This window comes from Segatella copri (assembly GCF_003465495.1).
GTDB classification, from domain to species: domain Bacteria; phylum Bacteroidota; class Bacteroidia; order Bacteroidales; family Bacteroidaceae; genus Prevotella; species Prevotella copri_G.
Window position 1 is genome coordinate 17,094 of record NZ_QSAV01000022.1, and the last position, 21,275, is coordinate 38,368.

General features: G+C 46.3%; 12 protein-coding genes. 6 read left to right on the forward strand and 6 right to left on the reverse strand.

The features are described 5' to 3' along the window. Positions 1-18 precede the first annotated feature (18 nt). The 3 genes from DWV53_RS08050 to ligA all read left to right on the forward strand — a co-directional run bounded on the left by DWV53_RS08050 (position 19) and on the right by ligA (position 4,027). Positions 19-1,299, forward strand: coding sequence for a CobW family GTP-binding protein (locus DWV53_RS08050; protein ID WP_118152831.1), 1,281 nt, complete (start codon positions 19-21; stop codon positions 1,297-1,299). Positions 1,300-1,473: 174 nt separating this feature from the next. Next, on the forward strand, positions 1,474-2,004 hold the full coding sequence (locus DWV53_RS08055; protein WP_006846667.1) for a GNAT family N-acetyltransferase: 531 nt from the start codon (positions 1,474-1,476) through the stop codon (positions 2,002-2,004). Between the two features lie 52 nt (positions 2,005-2,056). Beyond that, positions 2,057-4,027, forward strand: coding sequence for an NAD-dependent DNA ligase LigA (gene ligA, locus DWV53_RS08060; protein WP_181985904.1), 1,971 nt, complete (start codon positions 2,057-2,059; stop codon positions 4,025-4,027). Positions 4,028-4,125: 98 nt separating this feature from the next. Here the strand turns inward: ligA and DWV53_RS08065 are convergent, their stop codons facing one another. After that, a complete protein-coding gene (locus DWV53_RS08065) occupies positions 4,126-5,418 on the reverse strand; it encodes a serpin family protein (protein WP_118152833.1) in 1,293 nt (430 codons plus the stop codon). Positions 5,419-5,619: 201 nt separating this feature from the next. After that, complete coding sequence (locus tag DWV53_RS08070) at positions 5,620-6,780, reverse strand: hypothetical protein (RefSeq protein ID WP_118152834.1); 1,161 nt, start codon at positions 6,778-6,780, stop codon at positions 5,620-5,622. A gap of 168 nt (positions 6,781-6,948) precedes the next feature. Here DWV53_RS08070 and DWV53_RS08075 point away from each other — a divergent pair, with 168 nt between their 5' ends. From DWV53_RS08075 to DWV53_RS08085, 3 genes are all read left to right on the forward strand, one after another. Then, on the forward strand, positions 6,949-8,139 hold the full coding sequence (locus DWV53_RS08075; RefSeq protein ID WP_118152836.1) for an ATP-binding protein: 1,191 nt from the start codon (positions 6,949-6,951) through the stop codon (positions 8,137-8,139). Between the two features lie 134 nt (positions 8,140-8,273). After that, on the forward strand, positions 8,274-11,852 hold the full coding sequence (gene nifJ, locus DWV53_RS08080) for a pyruvate:ferredoxin (flavodoxin) oxidoreductase (protein ID WP_118152838.1): 3,579 nt from the start codon (positions 8,274-8,276) through the stop codon (positions 11,850-11,852). Positions 11,853-13,068: 1,216 nt separating this feature from the next. After that, positions 13,069-14,706 carry an ABC-F family ATP-binding cassette domain-containing protein gene (locus DWV53_RS08085; protein ID WP_118152840.1) on the forward strand — a complete coding sequence of 546 codons (1,638 nt, stop codon included), beginning with the start codon at positions 13,069-13,071 and terminating at the stop codon, positions 14,704-14,706. 156 nt (positions 14,707-14,862) lie between these two features. Here DWV53_RS08085 and DWV53_RS08090 read toward each other — a convergent pair whose 3' ends face one another. The 4 genes from DWV53_RS08090 to DWV53_RS08105 form a co-directional block, all read right to left on the reverse strand. Continuing rightward, positions 14,863-16,896, reverse strand: coding sequence for a M13 family metallopeptidase (locus tag DWV53_RS08090; RefSeq protein ID WP_118152842.1), 2,034 nt, complete (start codon positions 16,894-16,896; stop codon positions 14,863-14,865). A gap of 32 nt (positions 16,897-16,928) precedes the next feature. Next, on the reverse strand, positions 16,929-18,911 hold the full coding sequence (locus DWV53_RS08095; RefSeq protein WP_117727935.1) for an ABC-F family ATP-binding cassette domain-containing protein: 1,983 nt from the start codon (positions 18,909-18,911) through the stop codon (positions 16,929-16,931). Between the two features lie 308 nt (positions 18,912-19,219). Next, entirely contained in the window at positions 19,220-20,494 is a 1,275-nt protein-coding gene (locus tag DWV53_RS08100; RefSeq protein WP_118152844.1) for an S-adenosylmethionine:tRNA ribosyltransferase-isomerase, read from the reverse strand. A gap of 46 nt (positions 20,495-20,540) precedes the next feature. Continuing rightward, positions 20,541-21,245 (reverse strand): phosphatase PAP2 family protein, encoded by a 705-nt coding sequence (locus tag DWV53_RS08105; RefSeq protein ID WP_118152846.1) that lies wholly within the window; start codon positions 21,243-21,245, stop codon positions 20,541-20,543. Between the last annotated feature and the right edge of the window lie 30 nt (positions 21,246-21,275).

Genomic DNA, 21,275 nt, shown 5'->3' on the forward strand with positions numbered 1-21,275 from the left:
ACATTAAAATATTTTAATATGAACGCAAAGAAGGAAGTGCCTGTATTGCTTTTGACAGGCTACCTGGGTAGTGGAAAGACAACCCTTCTCAACAAGATTTTAGCTAACGAAAAAGGTATTAAATTTGCCGTCATCGTCAACGATATTGGTGAAGTCAATATTGATGCAGCCCTGATAGAAAAAGGTGGCGTAGTAGGTCAGAAAGATGATTCGCTTGTTTCTCTCCAGAATGGTTGCATCTGCTGCACATTGAAGATGGACCTGGTAGAACAGCTCAAGGAAATCGTAGACATGAAGCGTTTCGATTACATTGTCATCGAGGCTTCCGGAATCTGCGAGCCTGCTCCTATTGCACAGACCATCTGCTCTATCCCATCCCTCGGTCCTCAGTACATCGAGAATGGCATTCTGCGCCTTGACAGCATCGTTACCGTAGTAGATGCTTTGCGCATGAAGGATGAATTCTCCAACGGCAGCGACCTGATGAAGAAGAATATAGATGAGGAAGATCTAGCTTCGCTCGTCATCCAGCAGATTGAGTTCTGCAACATCATTCTTCTGAACAAGGCTGCAGAGGTTGAACCTAAGGACCTGGAGCACCTTAAGCAGATTATCCGTGCCATCCAGCCTAAGGCAGAAATCTTTGAATGCAACTATGGTGACGTTGACTTGAATCTGATCGTCAATACCAAGAAGTTTGATTGGGAAACCGTAGCCACTTCAGCCGGTTGGATTCAGGAGATTGAATCAGAAAGAAACGAAGAGCATGAAGAAGATGATGTAGAAGAAGCACATGAACATCATCACCATCATCACGATCATGACGAGGAAGACGAACATGAGCATCATCATCATGACCACCATGACCACGAGCATGAACATCATCATCACGACCATGACCATGATCATGAAGGCGGAGAAGTTGAGGAATACGGAATCGGCACCTTCGTTTACTATCGCCGCAAGCCTTTCGACCTGGGCCTCTTCGATGATTTCGTAGCAAGAAAATGGCCTAGAGACGTGGTTCGCGCCAAGGGAATCTGCTATTTCGATGATGAACGGGACATGTGCTACGTGTTCGAACAGGCTGGCAAGCAGAAGACTGTAAAGCAGGCTGGCCAATGGTTGGCTACCATGCCGAAAGACGAACTCGCCCAGGTATTGATGAATAATCCACAGCTGCAGAAGGAATGGGATCAGGAATTGGGCGACCGCATGATAAAAATCGTATTCATCGGTCAGCATATCAAGGAACAGAAAGATGCTATCATTGCTGAGCTCGACAAGTGCTTGGCGTAGAATCTTATTCACCCGGCTTCCTAGCAAAAAGCAAAGGAAAAACCGCTCAAAATGAGCAGCAAACAAGAAAAACGGAGGAAAACGAACAAAAAAAGTGAAGTTTTTCCTCCGTTTTTTAGTTTAATTCGTTTTTTTTTGTTAATTTTGCACCCGAATAATAAAAGCGTAATTAATATGAAGACAAACTTCAGACCGGCGTATATAAAGGACTTTGCTGCTTGCTGGAAAGTCATCGACCAGGCTCGCCAAAGTATGATAGAATCGGGACGTCATCAATGGACTGAGGAATATCCATCAGAAAAAGACATCAGAAAAGACATAGAAAATGGCAATGCCTTCGTTCTGACAGTAAATGAAGAGGTAGTTGTCTATGGAGCAGTCATATTAAATGGTGAACCCAAATATAAGAAATTAGTAGGCAACTGGATTACTGATGGCGATTATTATGTAATACATCGCTTTGCCACGTTGCCTAGTTTCCAGCGTGAAGGTTTAGCGCGTATTTTCATCAGTAAGGTGAACAGCATGTGCGAGGTAGAAAAAATACCTAGCATCAAGGTTGACACCAACTTTGACAACACGCCGATGATTAACCTTCTGTCTTCGATGGGTTTCTGCATCTGCGGACGTGTAAACTATGGAGGAAACAGAGGTCAGCGTTTCGCCTTTGAAAAACTCTCCATAGCCATGGAACCTGCAGAATAATTTCTTGCCATCGAAAAACACAACATTTGATTAACATCCTCAAACATTCATTATGGAAGAGAAACTATTGCAGATGAAGAGCTTGGTTGAAAGACTCAACCAAGCTTCGGATAGTTATTATAACGGAAAAGGCGAACTCATGACCGACTATGAGTGGGATGCCCTTTTCGACCAGCTCAAGAGATTGGAAGAGGAAACAGGCGAAATTCTGCCTGACTCCCCTACTAATCGCGTGTCAGAAGATTCTATCGTAGGAAAGAAAGAGGAGCATGAATTTGCCGCCCTCTCTCTGGCAAAGACCAAACAGGTAAGTGATCTTGTAAAATGGGCAGAAGACCGCCCTATCTGGATTTCATGGAAACTGGACGGACTGACCCTCGTAGTAACCTATGACGGCGGAAAACTCACCAAGATTGTTACCCGCGGTAACGGACACATCGGCACCAACATTACCCATTTGGCTCCAGCCATTTCAGGCATTCCTGGTACCATTTCAGAGAAAGGACATCTTGTAGTAAGAGGAGAAGCCGTCATTTCGTATACTGATTTCGAACAGTTCATCATCGAAAGCGAAGGCGATTACGCCAATCCACGAAACCTCGCTTCAGGCTCACTCACGCTGAAGGATATTGAAGAGGTGAAGCAGCGCCACATCCAATGGATTCCGTTCACCCTGGTTTATACTGAGCGGGAACTTACCTCATGGGGCGAACGCATGCAAATGCTGAAAGACCTGGGAATGAATCCTGTAGAACGTGAGCGTATTGACCACCCTACCACAGAAAATATCCAGCTGGAAATAGACAAGTTTACGGAAAAGGTGACAAGCAAGAAGAATCCTTTCCCGGTAGACGGACTGGTGATTTGTTACGATGATACGGCTTATGCAGCTACGGGGTCGGTTACAGGCCACCACGCTACGAGGGCAGGATTTGCCTTTAAATGGCAAGATGAACATGCTGACACCGTACTCGACCACATCGAATGGTCGTGCGCAGCCAGCACCATCACGCCTGTAGCTGTTTTCAAACCGGTAGAACTAGAAGGAACCACCGTGCAGCGTGCCTCGCTCTGCAATGTAAGCGAATGCGAGCGTCTGGGCATTGGTGACAAGGGAACCAGACTGCAGGTCATCAAGGCCAATAAGATTATCCCGAAGGTAATCAATATTACAGAGGTTGTGGGGAGTTTTGTCATTCCCAACGAATGTCCGGTTTGCCATGCGCCAGCCGTAGTGCGCGAGAGTGAGAGCGGCACCAAGACTCTCCATTGCACCAATGCAGCCTGCCCAGCCAAACAACTTAAGAAATTTGCCCGCTTCGTCAGCAAGGAAGGAATCAATATTGACGGAATCTCAGAACAGACTGTCTGGAAATTCATCAATCATGGTTTTATCAGGGAATATGCAGATTTCTACAAACTGAAGAATTATGCATTCGAGATTTCCTGTTTCGAAGGATTTGGCAAGAAGAGTGTAAGCAATCTTCTGGAGAGTGTTGAGAAGAGCCGCCATACTGATGGCCGTCATCTGCTCTACGCCTTGAATATTCCGCTCTGCGGCGGCGATGTGGCTAAAAAACTACTCAGCCGTTACAAGGTGAAGGAACTGATAGAAACTGCGCGCCTGAGCATGTTTGACGATGAGTTTGCAAGCATTGATGGTATTGGACCTGAAAAGAGTGCCAAGTTTATCGCCTGGTTCAAGGATGATGTTCATTTCCAGCATGTGCAGCATCTGCTATCCGAGCTGATTATCGAGGAGCAGGAGCCTGTAGAAACAGGAAATAAATGCCAGGGGCTGACTTTCGTCGTAACGGGAGATGTGCATCATTACAAGAACCGCAACGAGCTGAAGGCTTATATTGAAAGCCAGGGCGGCAAGGTAACGGGAAGCGTGAGCAAGAGTACTAACTTCCTGATTAACAACGATGCAGCTTCGCAGAGTTCGAAGAACAAGAAAGCCCATGAACTCAATATTCCAATCATTACTGAGGATGAGTTCATTGAAAAGTTTCAGGAGTAAACAAGTGAATTAAGCGAAATAAAAAGCGAAAGCCAGATTCCGGATTACGGACTTGGCTTTCGCTTTTCTAGTTTTAAGAACCTGCAAATTCTCTGTTATTATTCTCCCAGGAACTGACCCATGAAGAGAATGGCGCCACTGTTACGTTCGGTAATGAAATAAACGAATGGACGGTTGGCATGAAATTCTACACGCTTCATCTCGTTAGGACCCAGTGAGGTCAGCATCACAGCAGCTGTTACGGCAGCAGCCTTTGTTCCACGCTCGCTTACCTCAATCTTTGCCTTCTGCAACATCTTCGATACGTAGAAGCTGCCATTGGCAAAACGGCTGAAATCTGCCGTGCCTGGCTGGAAGATGCTTGGAGCTCCCAATTTACTAATAATCTGGTTGAGCGACAAATCCATCTCTGTGGTAAACTTAGGGAATTTTAAATCTACCTGGCAACGGTCCATGTCATTACTCAACTTCTGAAGTTTATCAGCATCCATCTCCTTCATCACCTCGCTGATGCTCTTGCCAGCCTTAGGAAGAAGAACGGTCATCTGATAACTTCCATTTCCGTATGGCAGCTCTACAGCCTGCAACATATCATTTTCTGTATAGGCAAACTTCTTGTTCAGGTGCATCATGTTCACCTTCTTAATATCGCGAGTGTAACCGCTGAAGTTCTCGAGTCTAGTGTTCTTCGCATCAAACTTCTCCTGCCAGGTTCCATTAAAATAAATAGCATTCAGGAGGTAAGAAACGGCTGCAGGGTCTACCTGGTCGATGATGCTAGGAATCATGCCTTTAGTCTGCTTCTTGCACCAGTCATTAATGCGAGTGGCAGATTTAGGAGAGGTAAAGTCCATGCTCTCCACGCCAGCCTGATAAGAATCGGCCACGGTGTGAGCGAAATCACTGTTCAATCTGAAATTCTTATTGATGGCGATAAAATTGGCAATGTTTACGGTTGTCTGCTTGTCGAGCTTGCCAGCCGAAAGCATCAGCGCCTTATAACAGTTGTTGAGTTCCTTTACGCTCACGCCCTCGCAACCAATTGCCTTCAGAATCTCCTGCTGAGTCTTGCCGTCGGCACCATTTGCAAGCATTCCCATCAGATAGGCGATGCTCATCGGCGAAACCACCTCAGAATCCATGCCGCTAATCTGCTGATAGAGTTTGAAAGCGAAATCATTATTCTTCTTCACAATGTTCTGCTGAGCCTCTGAGAGGATAAGATAACTCTCGTCCATTTCCTCATCTGCCGACGGACGGGCAGCCTCTGCCTCTGTTATCTTCTCAGCCTTTGTTGCGTTCTCATTCTGTGCATTCTTGCTTGAGCTGCAAGAAGTCATTGCCATTGCAGCTGAAGCTAAAATAGCTGCACTAAATACTTTCTTATACATATTTCTCTAATTTATTGGTTCATTTTAATGACTCAACGCTCCTGAACCCAAAGGGACTGTTCCTCTTTTTTAAAAGCAGTTCCCGAATCGGAATCTGAATCGTGAGTTCTGAAGATAAAATGAAAAACCGGCTAATCCTTGCACGGGAAAAGCCGATTTTACTATTTCTTAACAAAAAACAACTATGTTCTTTACAAAAAATCAATGCAGCGGTGCCTCTTCCGAAGGTCTGCCAGGCTTTATTCTGAGATGATATCTGTTTCCATCATATTCCACGCGCATGATGTTCGTCCTATTGGTCTTCATCTCATCGCTCGAATTAGCCACAAGATGTTCGTAGAGATCGATTGCCACATGTCCCATTGTTCTGCGCAGATTGATTTCGATGCAAGGAACCACGCCCAGTCCGGTTCTGTTTACGTCCTCACCTTCCTGATTCAGCACAGCCTCGCAGAATTCATCCTTCTCCCCTTTCGTGCAGATCATCATGTCAACGCCGAACGGGCCACTGTAAATATCCTTCAGCGCCGGCTCCATTACCTCGATGATGCGCTGTCTGATTCCGGCAAGCTGAGCCTCGCTAATGAGCGGTTTCATCATTTCCACCTTATCGGCTTCAGAGCAGAGCACATTGCCCGAATAGGCATTCTTGATCGTATCGAATAGCGAAAGACCGCGATAGAGCGCCTTGCCATCTTTCATTTCAAACTCCATGGCGAAATCTCTCACCTTATTATATAGGGGTTCTACGGTTACGCCGCCCTGATGATAAATCATGTTTGCCACCCATCTTTCGAAGGTAGGATAATCTCCGGCTGTTCTGAAGTCCTCAGCGCTCACATATTTCACTCCCCTCCCGCTACTGCTCCAGGGAGCCTTGACAACAGCTTTGCCGTGCTGGAGAATGAGTTCTTTGACGCGAGCCGTCTCAGTAACATATTCCACGCCACGCTGCAGATGAAGGGCAGCCCATTGCCTGCTGCTCACCTCGCGTACCTTATTTAATACAGCATCAGTCGGCAACATAATCTCCGGCATTCCCAAACGCTCCAACTCACCTTTCAGCGACAGGTTCCATCCCCAGGGATGAACACTGTCCAGAAATTCCGTCTTGAGCAGATGCTTCAGCTGAGGCTTGGTGATGAACTCAACCTTGCTGTTCAGTTCAGCTCCAAAATGACGCACCCTGTTCTTCGCAAAATCAATATCATCCACAAGTACGAGGTCGCCCTCTTCCGCCCAAAGAGCCGGAATGAAAGCAAGATCACTTCTAAGTTGTCTACCCGCATGAGGCGCGGTGAACTGTTTCAGATTTGCAGCCAAAGCCAAATCATGTTCTGGATTGAAAATATGTAACTTCATGGTGCAAAGATATAAAGAAAAGTGCAAAATAGGGAAGAAAATCCCCATTTTTACTTAGACAAGTGCTAAATAATAAAAAAAAAGTTACTTTTTGCTATCTAGAGTTTGCAAATTAGAAATATTTAATTACCTTTGCATCGTAAAAACAATTAGAAACGATATAAACTCATGGAAGAAGCATTCTTCAGAACACATACATACCTCGTAGAGCATACGGACGCACCAGTAAGACGCACTCTGATGGACGAAATCGACTGGAGCGACCGTTTGATTGGCATAAAGGGAACACGCGGTGTAGGAAAGTCTACATTCCTCCTTCAATATGCCAAGGAGCACTTTGGCCCTACTGACCGCAAGTGTCTGTATGTGAATATGAACAATTTCTATTTTCAAAGCAGAGGAATCGCAGATTTTGCAGGTGACTTTGTTCGCCACGGCGGCAGAACCCTTCTCATCGACCAGGTCTTCAAGCAGTCGGACTGGAGCAAGGAGCTGCGCAAATGCTACGACCTGTATCCAGAGTTAAGAATCGTGTTCACAGGTTCCAGCGTGATGAGACTGAAGGAAGAGAATCCTGAGCTCAATGGAATCGTGAAAAGCTATAATTTGCGAGGCTTCTCTTTCAGAGAGTTTATCAACCTGCAGACTGGCAACAGTTTCCAGCCATATACACTCGATGAAATCTTGCGCAATCACGAGCACATCATCAAGCAGATACTGCCCAAGGTGAGCCCGATGAAATACTTCCAGGACTACTTGCATCATGGATTCTATCCATTCTTCCTGGAGAACCGCAACTTCACAGAGAATCTACTAAAGACAATGAACATGATGACCGAGGTAGACATCCTCCTCATCAAGCAAATCGAACTGAAATATCTCACCAAGATCAAGCGGCTCTTCTATCAGCTAGCTGTAGAAGGTGCCAAGGCTCCCAACGTGAGCCAGCTTGCCGAAGAGATCAACACCAGCAGAGCTACGGTAATGAACTACATCAAGTATCTTGCTGATGCGCGACTCATCAACATGATTTACCCTACCGGGCAGGAGTTCCCAAAGAAACCATCCAAGGTGATGATGCACAACTCCAACCTGATGTACGCCATCTATCCTATCAAGATAGACAAGCAGGAGGTGATGGAAACATTCTTCGTCAACTCGCTCTGGAAAGACCATAAGGTAAGCCAGACCGGCAAGGACCACTACTTCATTGTAGATGGTGAGAAGAAGTTCAGAATCTGCGATGCGCAATCTCCAAACAAGGTGCGCAACAATCCCGACATCATCTACGCCCGATACAATACCGAGGTAGGCAAGGACAACAGGATTCCGTTATGGCTTCTGGGTTTCCTATATTAATATGGTGTTGGAATGGGCAAAAACATTCGAAAAACAAAAACAGAACTGAAAATTGAACTCTCAAACAGATTCAACTATCAAAGTTCAAAGGAATAAAAATACAAAACATTTTTAATATTTTATCTAAAAGTAAAATGGCTAAAGAGAAAAAATTTATCACTTGTGATGGTAACACAGCTGCCGCACATGTAAGCTACATGTTTACTGAGGTTGCTGCTATCTACCCTATTACTCCATCATCACCAATGGCGGAGCATGTAGATGAATGGGCTGCCAAAGGTCGTAAGAACCTTTTCGGTCAGCGAGTTTCTATCCAGGAAATGGAATCAGAGGCTGGTGCTGCCGGTGCAGTTCACGGTTCTCTCCAGGCTGGTGCCTTGACTTCAACTTACACTGCTTCTCAGGGTTTGTTGCTGATGATTCCTAACATGTACAAGATTGCTGGTGAGTTGCTCCCTTGCGTGTTCAACGTATCAGCTCGTACATTGGCTTCTCACTCACTTTGTATCTTCGGTGACCACCAGGACGTAATGGCTTGCCGCCAGACAGGTTTCGCTATGTTCTGCTCAGGTTCTGTTCAGGAGGTTATGGACCTCTCTGCAGTTCCTCACTTGGCTACATTGGAGACAAAGGTTCCTTTCATTAACTTCTTCGACGGTTTCCGTACTTCTCACGAGTACCACAAGATCGAGGAGATGGATATGGAAGACATCCGTCCATTGGTTAAGGAAGAGTTCATCGAGGACTTCCGTAACCGTGCATTGACTCCTGAGCGTCCTGTTACTCGCGGTACCGCTGAGAACCCAGAGACATTCTTCACACACCGTGAGGCTTGCAACCCTTACTACGATGCAATCCCTGAGGTAGTAGAGAAGTACTGCCAGGAGATGACTAAGATCACTGGCCGTGAGTACCACCTCTTCAACTACTATGGTGCTGAGGATGCTGAGAACATCATCATCTTGATGGGTTCTGCTACAGAGCCAGCTCGTGAGGCTATCGACTACTTGAACAAGCAGGGCAAGAAGGTTGGTATGGTTGCAGTTCACCTGTATCGTCCATTCTCTGTTGACTTCCTGAAGAAGGCTATCCCAGCTACTGTTAAGCGTATCGCTGTTCTCGACCGTACTAAGGAGCCAGGTGCAGAGGGTGAGCCATTGTACCTCGACGTTAAGTCAGCTCTCTACGATGACGAGCGCAAGCCATTGATCGTTGGCGGTCGCTACGGTCTCGGTTCTTCTGATACAACTCCAGCTAAGATCGTTGCTGTATTCAAGAACCTCGAGTTGCCACAGCCAAAGAACCACTTCACTGTAGGTATCGTTGATGACGTTACATTCACTTCTCTCCCAGAAGAGGAGGAAATCCCAATGGGTGGCGACGATTTGTTCGAGGCTAAGTTCTACGGTTTGGGTGCTGACGGTACTGTTGGTGCTAACAAGAACTCAGTTCAGATCATCGGTAACAATACTAACAAGTATTGCCAGGCATACTTCTCTTACGACTCTAAGAAGTCTGGTGGTTTCACCTGCTCTCACTTGCGTTTCGGCGACAGCCCTATCCACAGCGCTTATCAGGTAAATACTCCTAACTTCGTAGCTTGCCACGTACAGGCTTACCTCCACATGTACGATGTAACACGTGGTTTGCGTAAGAACGGTTTCTTCCTGTTGAACACTATCTTTGATGGTGAGGAGTTGGTTAACTTCATCCCTAACAATGTAAAGCGTTACTTCGCTCAGAACAACATCACTGTTTACTATATTAACGCAACTAAGATTGCTCAGGAGATTGGTCTCGGTAACCGTACCAACACCATCCTCCAGTCTGCATTCTTCCGTATCACAGAGGTTATTCCTTTGGATCTCGCTGTAGAGCAGATGAAGGCATTCATCGTTAAGTCTTACTCTAAGAAGGGTCAGGACGTTGTTGACAAGAACTTCGGCGCTGTTGACCGTGGTGGTGAGTACAAGCAGTTGACAGTAGATCCAGCTTGGGCTAACCTCGCTGACGATGAGGCTAAGGAGGATAACGCTCCAGCATTCGTTAAGGAGCTCGTTCGTCCAATCAACGGCCAGGCAGGTGACCTCTTGAAGGTTTCTGACTTCGTTAAGCACGACACAGTTGACGGTACATGGCAGAACGGTACTTCAGCATTCGAGAAGCGTGGTGTTGAGGCATTCGTACCAGTATGGAACGTAGAGAACTGTATCCAGTGTAACAAGTGTTCATTCGTTTGTCCTCACGCAGCTATCCGTCCATTCGTATTGACAGATGAGGAGCTTGCAGGCATCGAGGGTCTTGAGACTCAGGATGTAAAGGCACCTAAGGCTTTGGCTGGCATGCACTTCCGCATCGAGATTTCAGTACTCGACTGTCTGGGTTGTGGTAACTGTGCTGACGTCTGCCCAGGTAAGAAGGGTGAGAAGGCGTTGACAATGGTTCCATTCAACGTTGACGCAGAGGATATGGTCAAGGAAGCAGCTAACTGGGAGTATCTCGTACACAAGGTAGCTTCTAAGCAGGATCTCGTAGACATCAAGCAGAGCCCTAAGAACTCTCAGTTCGCTCAGCCATTGTTCGAGTTCTCTGGTGCTTGCTCTGGTTGTGGTGAGACTCCATACGTTAAGTTGATTTCTCAGCTCTTCGGTGATCGTCAGATGATTGCTAACGCTACTGGTTGTTCTTCTATCTACTCAGCTTCTATCCCATCTACTCCATATACAAAGAACGCTAAGGGTCAGGGTCCTGCATTCGACAACTCATTGTTCGAGGACTTCTGCGAGTTCGGTCTCGGTATGGTAATGGGTAACAAGAAGATGAAGGAGCGCATCGCTCACTTGCTCGAAGAGGCTAAGGCTAGCGAGAAGGTTTCTGCTGAGTTCGTAGCTGCTGCTGACAAGTGGATGGCTAACATGAACGATTCTGAGGGTTCTAAGGAGGCTGCTGCAGAGTTGAAGCCTCTCATCGCTGCCTGCGCTGAGAAGGGTTGCCCTATCTGCAAGGAGCTCAAGACTTTGGATCACTACCTCGTTAAGCGTTCACAGTGGATCATCGGTGGTGACGGTGCTTCTTATGATATCGGTTACGGTGGTCTCGACCACGTATTGGCTTCTGGTGAGGATGTTAACATCCTGGTACTCGATACTGAGGTTTACTCTAACACTGGTGGTCAGTCTTCTAAGTCTACTCCACTCGGTGCTATCGCACAGTTCGCTGCTCAGGGTAAGCGTATCCGCAAGAAGGATCTCGGTTTGATGCAGACTACATACGGTTACATCTACGTAGCTCAGGTAGCTATGGGTGCTGACAATGCTCAGACATTGAAGGCTATCCGCGAGGCTGAGGCTTATCCAGGTCCATCACTCATCATCGCTTACGCACCATGTATCAACCACGGTTTGAAGCGCAAGGGCGGTATGGGTCGTTCACAGCACGAGGAAGAGTTGGCTGTTGAGTGCGGTTACTGGCACTTGTGGCGTTACAACCCACTGTTGGCTGATGAGGGTAAGAACCCATTCACACTCGACTCTAAGGCTCCTAACTGGGAGAACTTCCGCGACTTCCTGCTCGGTGAGGTTCGTTACCTCTCTGTACAGAAGGCATTCCCTAAGGAGGCTGATGAGCTCTTCTCTCAGGCAGAGAAGATGGCTAAGCTCCGTTACCAGACTTACGTTCGTAAGAGCCAGGAGGACTGGAGCGAGCAGATCTAATCTAGCGAGATTTCAATAGGTTAAATATATCATCTCCGAAGACCTTGGTTGCGTTCTGCAATCAAGGTCTTTTTTGTTTAAAATGCTCCATATTCATGTAAAAATTGGAAATAAATGATGAAACATAGGGAAAAATCGTGATTTTAAGATTGAGTTCATTAGGGGCAATTCTAATTGTTTTGTAAAGAAAACAGAATATTCAGATGTGGTATAAGACGGGCTGAAAGCCCAAAAGCTCTTAGCACAGGGCGTATTGGGTAATTTCAACCGTACAGATCGAACTATTATGGATTTTTAATCCGCTAAAAGAAACGGAGCTAGAAGCGCAATCAGACAGAGCAATGTAAATCATCCTTACCTACCCAAAACAGAAACCAAAAGAGGCAAAAATCAGTGCTTTTTAGTGAGTTTTCGAAGAAAAAATGCAAAATAAGAGGGTTAGAAAGGTGTTTTACCCCCTCTACTAAGGGTGAAAAATGCCCCTCCTCGGCCATAAAAACAGCCTCTGAGATGATATATTTTTAACAAAAGCAACATAAAACAAGGATAAAAATGCAGAATTGAACAGTATAAAAGCTAACTTAAGTGACTTAATATGTAGATAATTATTATACACAGAACGTTAGAGTAGAAATATAATTAAATACACATAATACACTAATAACCAATACATTCAGGAATACACACAACCTATATCAGGTAAAACTCACAAGTTCATCTAGTGTGTCATTAAGGGTCAAGGTCATTAAGGGTCATTTTCATTTTCGGGGGAGAAAAATCCCCTATAGTATATATATAAATAAATATTTATATATACTATAGCTCAAAATGACACTTTCATTTTTCTAAATGACCCTTAATGACACTGACCCTTAATGACACGCTTACTTTTTCATCCTTACTTTCCCATTGTTGATTGTTTTGCAATAAAGTTCAGCTAGAAAACCAATAGAAATCAGTATCAATCAAACACTTACACTACTTCTCCGAAAGAAAGTCAGGGTAAAAGCTTGCATTCTGCCCAAAAATGTTGTATCTTTGCACCGGCAATCGAAAGAACAGCTTTTTGAACCTTGCTCAGGTCTTCTCTTAAGACCAACATGGGGCATAAATGATGGCAGGCGCTGGTCATCAATGAAGCCCCCGAAAACGGCAAGAACAGGGCATTCTGGGGAGTTGCTTAAAGAAACAAAAATTTGAACAAGAAGAAAATAATATGATTACAGTTGATGGATTGACCGTAGAATTTGGCGGCACCACCCTATTCAAAGACATTTCCTTCCAGATCAACGAGAAGGACCGTATAGCCCTGATGGGAAAGAATGGCGCAGGAAAGAGCACATTGCTTAAGATCATTGCCGGTGTGAGAAATGCTAATCGTGGCACCGTTTCCGCTCCCAAGGATTGCGTCATCGCCTATCTGCCTCAGCATCTGATGACCGAAGACGGCAGAACCGTATTCGAGGAAACCTGTCAGGCGTTTGCCCATCTGCACGAAATGCAGGCTGAGATTGACCGCATCAACAACGAGCTCACCACCCGTACCGATTACGACAGCGATGATTACATGCAGCTCATTGAGAAAGTATCCTCTCTCTTAGAGAAATTCTACGCCATCGACATGACTCATTTCGAGGAAGATGTAGAGAAGACGCTGCTCGGTCTCGGTTTCGAGCGTTCTGATTTCAACCGCCCTACAAGCGAGTTTTCGGGAGGATGGAGAATGAGGATTGAGCTGGCAAAACTGCTCTTGAAATCGCCAGACGTACTGCTGCTCGATGAGCCAACCAATCATCTCGACATTGAATCTATCGGCTGGCTCGAAGACTTCATCATCAACAGTTCGAAAGCAGTAGTTGTCATCAGCCACGACCGAAAATTCGTTGACGACATTACAACAAGAACCATCGAAGTAACCATGGGTCGCATCTACGACTACAAAGCCACTTACAGCCAATATCTGGAACTGCGCAAGGAACGACGCGAACAGCAGATGAAGAAATATGAGGAACAGCAAAAGATGATTGCTGAAACCAAGGACTTTATAGAACGCTTCAAAGGCACTTATTCTAAAACCTTCCAGGTGCAGAGCCGCGTGAAGATGCTGGAGAAACTGGAACTTATCGAAGTGGATGAAGAAGATACAAGTCGCCTTCGACTCAAGTTCCCGCCGAGCCCACGAAGCGGTGCTTATCCGGTTCAGATGAGCGATGTGGCGATGTCGTTTGATGGCAAGAAGATTTTCAGCGGCGTGAATCTTACCGTAGAAAGAGGCGACAAGATTGCCTTCGTGGGAAGAAACGGAGAGGGTAAGTCAACGCTCGTGAAATGTATCATGGGTCAGCTTCAGAACGAAGGAAAGTTGGAATTGGGACATAATGTGCAGATAGGTTATTTCGCCCAGAACCAGGCTTCTCTGCTCGATGGCGAACTTACCGTATTCCAGACGATTGATGATGTTGCCAAGGGTGAAATCCGCAACAAGATACGCGATTTGCTTGGAGCATTCATGTTTGGCGGAGAGGATTCTACCAAGAAGGTGAAAGTATTGTCGGGAGGTGAGCGCACCCGCCTTGCCATTCTCAAACTGCTGCTGGAGCCGGTGAATCTGCTGATTCTCGATGAGCCTACCAACCACCTCGACCTGAAGACCAAGGATGTGCTGAAACAGGCCTTGCTCGATTTCGACGGAACGCTTATCGTGGTTAGTCACGACCGTGATTTCCTCGATGGTCTTGTCAGCAAGGTTTATGAGTTCGGTCATGGTCGCGTCCGCGAACATCTCTGCGGCATTTACGAATTCCTGGAATCGAAGAAGATGGAAAATCTTCAGGAACTGGAGAAGAAGCAATAACCCCTATTCTATTGTTTTCTTATCAAAAAATATTTCAAGTATAAAACAAAAAGTCCTGATGTTTCAAACAAACGAAACATCAGGACTTTATTTTTTTCTATCTATTCGGAAAAACCATTCCCGAAAAATTCTATTCGGAAAAATTTCCTTCCGGAATTACCAAAGCTCCAGGCGCTGGTTCTTAGGAATGAACAGCTTGTCGCCCTGCTTTACACCAAATGCCTCATACCATGCATCGATGTGAGGAAGCGCACCATCAACACGCCACTTGCCGAGAGAATGAGGATCATTCTTTACGCGGTTGCGGATTTCCTTATCAGTAATGTTCTGTCCCCAAACACCTGCATAGGCGAGGAAGAAACGCTGGTCAGGAGTGAAACCATCCTTGTTCTTCAATGGCTTCTTAGCAGTAGCATTCTTGAAGGCATTGTATGAAACCATCAAACCACCATGGTCGGCAAGGTTCTCGCCGAGGGTGAAACGGCCGTTGGCATTCAGATCAGGCAATACCTTGATGTTGCTGAAGAAATCAGCATACATATCAGCACGCTTGTTGAAACCTTCTGCATCTTCAGCTGTCCACCAGTCCTTCAGATTACCGCTAGCATCATACTGACGACCCTGATCATCGAATCCGTGAGTCATCTCATGACCGATTACTACGCCGATAGCACCATAGTTGAATGCAGCATCAGCCTTAGGATCGAAGAAAGGATACTGGAGAATACCAGCTGGGAAGCAGATCTCATTGGTAGTAGGATTGTAGTAAGCGTTCACGGTCTGAGGAGTCATGAACCACTCATCCCTATCTACTGGCTTTCCTGCCTTCTCTGCAATCTCCTTATCGTTGGCAAACTTGCGGCAAGCCATTACGTTCTCATAATAGCTCTTAGATGGGTCGATGCTGAGCTTGCTGAAATCAGTCCACTTGTTAGGATAACCAATCTTTACATAGAACTTGTCGAGTTTGTTGTGGGCAGCTTTCTTTGTAGCATCGCTCATCCAGGTCTGAGCATCGATACGCTGACCGAGGCTGATCTGAAGATTCTTCACGAGTGTCTCCATCATCTTCTTAGAGCTTTCTGGGAAATAGCGCTTACAGTAGATGCTACCGAGCGCCTCGCCCAACTGAGCCTCAACCTGAACAGTAGCGCGCTTCCAAAGAGGATAATCCTCCTTACGGCCACTCATAATCTTACCGAAGAATTCGAAACGGGCTTCGCGAATCTCATCGCTGAGGTAAGAAGCAGAACTACAGATGATGTCCCACTCCATCAAAGCCTTCAATGTGCCTGCACATTCTGCAGCTGCCACCTTGTCATAACCGGCAAAGAAAGCAGGCTGACCTACGATCATCTCCTTGAGATATTCGCTCTTGATTCCCTCGGCGTTGGCAAGTGCCTCGAGAGGAATGTTAGGATAATTCTCCTTGAATTCTGCCAAGGTCATCTTGTTGTAGTTGGCCTGAGGATCACGAAGTTCGGTACGGCTCTTTGAGAAAGTAGCGAGCGTTGTTTCGTGAAGGAATACGGCAGAAGCCTTCTTGGCAGCTTCATCAGCAGAGAATCCATAGAGCTGGAACATCTTGCTGAGGTAAGACTTATAAGCCTCACGGATAGCTACGGTTGCAGCATCGTTGTTGAGGTAATAATCCTTGGCACCGAGAGTAAGACCGCCCTGCATCAGGTTGTAGATGTTCATGGTTACGTTCTTCTCATCGGCAGCGAAACCTGCGCCATAGCTCAAACCTAGACCCATCCATGCATACTTAACCTGAAGCTTCTGAAGCTCGTCCTTGGTCTTGGCAGCTTCAATCTCATCCATAAGAGGCTTTACAGGAGCGATTCCAGCCTTGTTGCGGCTGTCAACATCCATAGAGAGTTTGTAGAAATCAGACAATTTCTGCTCAATGGTTCCAGCCTTGTAAGTCTTCTTCTGGAGTTCAGAAAGAATGGTGTTGATGCGCTTGTTGTTGTTCTCAGCAAGCTGGTCAAAACTGCCATAACGGCTGTAAGCGGCAGGAAGAGGATTGTTCTTCTGCCATCCACCTGTAGCAAACTGATAGAAACTGTCTGCTGGCTTCACTGTCTGGTCGAGATTGCTCATGACAAGACCCGATTTATTCTGAGCATCAGCGCCTAATGGCAAAGCTGCAATCAGCATCATCGGTAAGATCATTTTCATTTTCATTTTCTTCTCTTTATTTTATATTAATGTTACTGTTATTTCGAAACTTCTTCCAATTCTTCCGAAAGGAGCATCCAGCGCTCGTTCTCCTCATCGAGACCCTTCATGAGTTCGGTGTATTCAGTAACGAGTTCCATGTTGGTTGCATTTTCCGGTTTCATCAGGAGTTCATCAATCTCCTTCTTTCTCGCTTCCAGTTTCTCAATCTTTGCCTCACATTCCTTCACGGCTTTCTCAGCCTTACGGATCTTCTTCTGCTGTTCCTTATGTTCAGCGTAGCTCTGCTTGCCGGATGTGGCAGAGGCAAGACTGTCGGCTGTAGAACCTGATGCGACAGAAGAACCGGAAGTATTGGCAGAAGGCGAACCGGCAGAAGCCATACTCTGATTGGCAAGAGCCTGATTAATATTCTCGGCATTATGGGCACGGAGATAATCGTAAATACCACCGAGATGCTCACGAACCTTGCCGCCGCCAAACTCATAGACCTTATCTACCAGACCATCGAGGAATTCACGGTCATGGCTCACGATGATGGCTGTTCCATCGAAAGCCTTGATGGCTTCTTTCAGCACATCCTTCGACTGCATGTCGAGGTGATTGGTAGGCTCATCGAGAATGAGGAGATTCACCGGTTCGAGCAGGAGCTTGATCATAGCCAGACGGCTGCGTTCGCCTCCACTCAGAACCTTGACAAACTTCTCTGAAGTCTCGCCGCCAAACATGAAGGCGCCCAGGAGATCGTTCACCTTCAGACGCATTTCGCCTGTTGCCACATTGTCGATTGTCTGGAAGATAGTTAGATTCTCATCCAAGAGCTGCGCCTGATTCTGGGCGAAATAACCAATCTGCACATTATGACCAATCTTGAGAGTTCCGGTGAAAGGAATCTCACCCATGATACATTTTACCAGGGTAGACTTACCCTCGCCGTTCTTACCGACGAAAGCCACCTTCTCGCCACGCTTGATGGTAAAGGTAACATGGTCGAAGACGGTGTGTGCGCCGTAATCCTTGCGCACCTCATCGCAGATGATAGGATAATCGCCACTTCTGAGACAAGGAGGGAATTTGAGGTGCATCTGCTTGTTGTCAACCTCATCCACCTCGATAGGCACGATTTTCTCGAGCTGCTTGATTCTGCTCTGCACCTGAACCGCCTTGGTAGGCTTGTAGCGGAATCGCTCGATGAAATCCTTGATGTCGGCAATTTCCTTCTGCTGGTTTTCGTAAGCACGGAGCTGCTGCTCGCGGCGTTCAGCACGCAACACAACATACTCATCGTATTTCACCTTATAGTCTTCTACCCTTCCGCAAGTAATTTCGAGGGTACGGTTAGTTACATTGTTGATGAAAGCACGGTCGTGGCTCACCAGAACCACTGCCTTGGCACTCTGCGCCAGGAACTGCTCCAACCACTGGATACTTTCAATATCAAGGTGATTGGTAGGCTCATCGAGGAGCAGTACATCAGGCTTCTGCAACAGAATCTTGGCAAGTTCGATACGCATTCGCCAACCACCGGAAAACTCCTTGGTAGGGCGCTCGAAATCATCGCGCGTAAAGCCAAGACCGCTCAAGGTGCGCTCTATCTCAGCCTCATAGTTTTCGCCACCCATCATCATGTAGCGTTCATGTTCCTGGGTAAACTTCTCTACGAGCTGAGCATAGCTTTCGCTCTCATAGTCGGTGCGGTCGGCCATTTCCTGCTGCATCTTGTCCAGACGCGCCTTCATCTCGGTATTATGGGCGAAAGCCTTGCGGGTTTCCTCCTTCACGGTCGTATCGTCCTGCAGTTTCATCACCTGTGGCAGATAGCCGATAGTGGTTTCATTAGGAATAGCCACAACGCCGTCAGTAGGTTTCTGTAAACCGCAGAGAATCTTAAGCATCGTAGATTTTCCCGCACCATTCTTACCCACCAGGGCAATGCGGTCGCGGTCGTTGATGACGAAACTTACATCATGAAAGAGAGGCTTAACGCCAAACTCTACTTTCAGTCCTTCTACTGAAATCATCTATTTTAATTTATAATTTACAATTAATAATTTACTGAACTTTCGCACGTGGTTCAAGTACGGGCTGAAGGCCCAAAAGCTCTTAGCCCAGGGCATCGCCCTGGGTATAATGGCAGCGCAACAATGCGCCCTGTAAGGGCAAAAGCTTTGTAAATTGCCTGGTACTTGAAAGCTTTTGCCCTTTCAGGGCGACAAACTTGCGTCCATGATTACCCAGGGCGTTGCCCTGGGCTAGGAGCTTCTGCCCTTTCAGGGCGTGTGGAGCTCACTTGCGAAACTTGAATAATTGATAGTTTTCCTAACTCCTTTTACGGAATGAGCAGGGATGAATCTCCATAGCTCAGGAAACGGAAATCATGCGAAAGAGCATAATCGTAAACCTTCTTCCAGTCGCCCTTGAGGAAAGCACTCACCAGGAGCAGGAGCGTACTCTGAGGCTGATGGAAATTGGTGACCAGCATCTTCACAATCTTATACTGATAGCCAGGAGCAATGATAATCTGCGTGCTGGAATGGAGAGCCTCCAAGCCGTTGCGGTCCAGATAATCGATGATTGCCTGGATAGCCTGCATCGGAGTGATTCCATCTACCAGATTGCCATCTTCAGAAAGCTCGTAAGGATCCCACTGTTTTACGTGCAGATCTTCTTCATTTGCCTCAGGATGCTTCAGCAGATGAACGCCCATGTAATAGAGGCTCTCAATGGTACGGACGCTGGTGGTTCCTACGGCAATGACCCGGCACTCGTGCTTGATGAGTTTTTCCAAACTGCGACGATGAACAACAATGTATTCCGTATGCATCTGATGGCCTTCGATTTCAAGGCTCTTCACCGGTTTGAATGTGCCTGCTCCTACATGCAGGGTTACTTCCTCGCGGTCGATTCCATGCGCATCAAGATCCTTGAGAACCGCCTCAGTAAAGTGAAGTCCGGCAGTTGGAGCAGCCACACTTCCCTTGATTTTAGAATAAACCGTCTGATAGGTGGTCTTGTCGCTCTCCTCAGTCTTGCGGTTGAGATATGGAGGAATAGGCAACTCGCCTACTGCTTCGAGAATCTCAGCGAAAGACACCTTGTCGTTGTCCCAATCGAAGTCAACCCAGTAGTTGGTTCCTCCGCCTTTGGCAACCATTTTCTGCGCCTCAGAACCGAGAGCATCTCCGCGTCGCATAGTAGCGCTGAGCGTAAGCTTGTGACCCTTAATTTCAAAATCACGCTTCAGGGTGCCCTCTTTCCATTTCTTCAGATTACCGATCATGCAGAGCCAGGAACAATGTCCGGTGGTCTGGAACATGAGTTCATAATCAGTAGGTTCTGCAGGCTCCATCAAGAAAACCTCAATAAGCGCACCTGTTTCCTTGCGGAAGTGCAGACGCGCTTGTATCACCTTGGTATTGTTGAATATCATCAAGGCTCCTTGAGGGAGATATGTGGGAAGATGATGGAAAACATCATCGCTTACCTCGCCGTGCTTATAGACCAGCAGTTTGCTGTGGTCGCGCTGGGCGATAGGGAATTTTGCGATGCGCTCATCCGGTAAATCATAGTTATAATCACTAATTTTAATGTGTTTTGTATCCATTATTTATTTTTACTTTAACTTTCTATTTTAAACTTTTATTTCTGTACTAAAGATGAGCCATCCGACAGGTGGCATAAAACACAACCATGATAAGGGTAAATATCACTACGGTCATGATTTTATCTACATCATCATAGTCGTAACCCGTACTTGTATACTGGTTGGAAATATATTTAATCTTTGGGGAGATGCGGTAATACATCCTGATGTAGATAAGATAAACGACAACTCCCACCACTGCTCCAATAGCCAGACCGCAAAAAATGTCGACCGGATAATGAACACCCAGGTAAAGACGGGTCCAACAGTTCACGAGCGACCATAATAACAGGGTCCACGTAACCAGTTTGCTGCGGATAAGCAACGAGAAGAAGATGGCTATAGAAAGCGTATTAGCCGCATGAGCCGAACAGAAGCTGAAACTCTTGAGGCGCATATTGTCAACCACCTGAACCGTATACTTGAACATCGGGTCGCTAGAAGGTCTGTATCTTTCAGCCAGCGGTTTGATGATTCCATCCACCAATCCATCAGCCAGAAAGATGCAGAGCACCGCTCCTCCAACCACGAGCGCAATCTGCCCCATCATCTCGTTGTTTCTTATCACAACAACGAAGAGGACGATATAAAGCGGAATCCATGTCCAGCCCGACGTAAGCGCCATCGCCATCTGATCGAGCCAGACATTCTCGCTGCCGTTAAACACATGCAACAGCTGCATGTCAAAATCTTGTATCCTACTAAAATCCATTCTCTTTATTTTAATCAGATTTTATCTTAA

Coding starts and splice junctions, on each gene's coding strand:
- DWV53_RS08050 (WP_118152831.1), top strand. CDS start 19: ATGAACGCAAAGAAGGAAGTGCCTGTATTGCTTTTGACAGGCTACCTG.
- DWV53_RS08055 (WP_006846667.1), top strand. CDS start 1,474: ATGAAGACAAACTTCAGACCGGCGTATATAAAGGACTTTGCTGCTTGC.
- ligA (WP_181985904.1), top strand. CDS start 2,057: ATGGAAGAGAAACTATTGCAGATGAAGAGCTTGGTTGAAAGACTCAAC.
- DWV53_RS08065 (WP_118152833.1), bottom strand. CDS start 5,418: ATGTATAAGAAAGTATTTAGTGCAGCTATTTTAGCTTCAGCTGCAATG.
- DWV53_RS08070 (WP_118152834.1), bottom strand. CDS start 6,780: ATGAAGTTACATATTTTCAATCCAGAACATGATTTGGCTTTGGCTGCA.
- DWV53_RS08075 (WP_118152836.1), top strand. CDS start 6,949: ATGGAAGAAGCATTCTTCAGAACACATACATACCTCGTAGAGCATACG.
- nifJ (WP_118152838.1), top strand. CDS start 8,274: ATGGCTAAAGAGAAAAAATTTATCACTTGTGATGGTAACACAGCTGCC.
- DWV53_RS08085 (WP_118152840.1), top strand. CDS start 13,069: ATGATTACAGTTGATGGATTGACCGTAGAATTTGGCGGCACCACCCTA.
- DWV53_RS08090 (WP_118152842.1), bottom strand. CDS start 16,896: ATGAAAATGAAAATGATCTTACCGATGATGCTGATTGCAGCTTTGCCA.
- DWV53_RS08095 (WP_117727935.1), bottom strand. CDS start 18,911: ATGATTTCAGTAGAAGGACTGAAAGTAGAGTTTGGCGTTAAGCCTCTC.
- DWV53_RS08100 (WP_118152844.1), bottom strand. CDS start 20,494: ATGGATACAAAACACATTAAAATTAGTGATTATAACTATGATTTACCG.
- DWV53_RS08105 (WP_118152846.1), bottom strand. CDS start 21,245: ATGGATTTTAGTAGGATACAAGATTTTGACATGCAGCTGTTGCATGTG.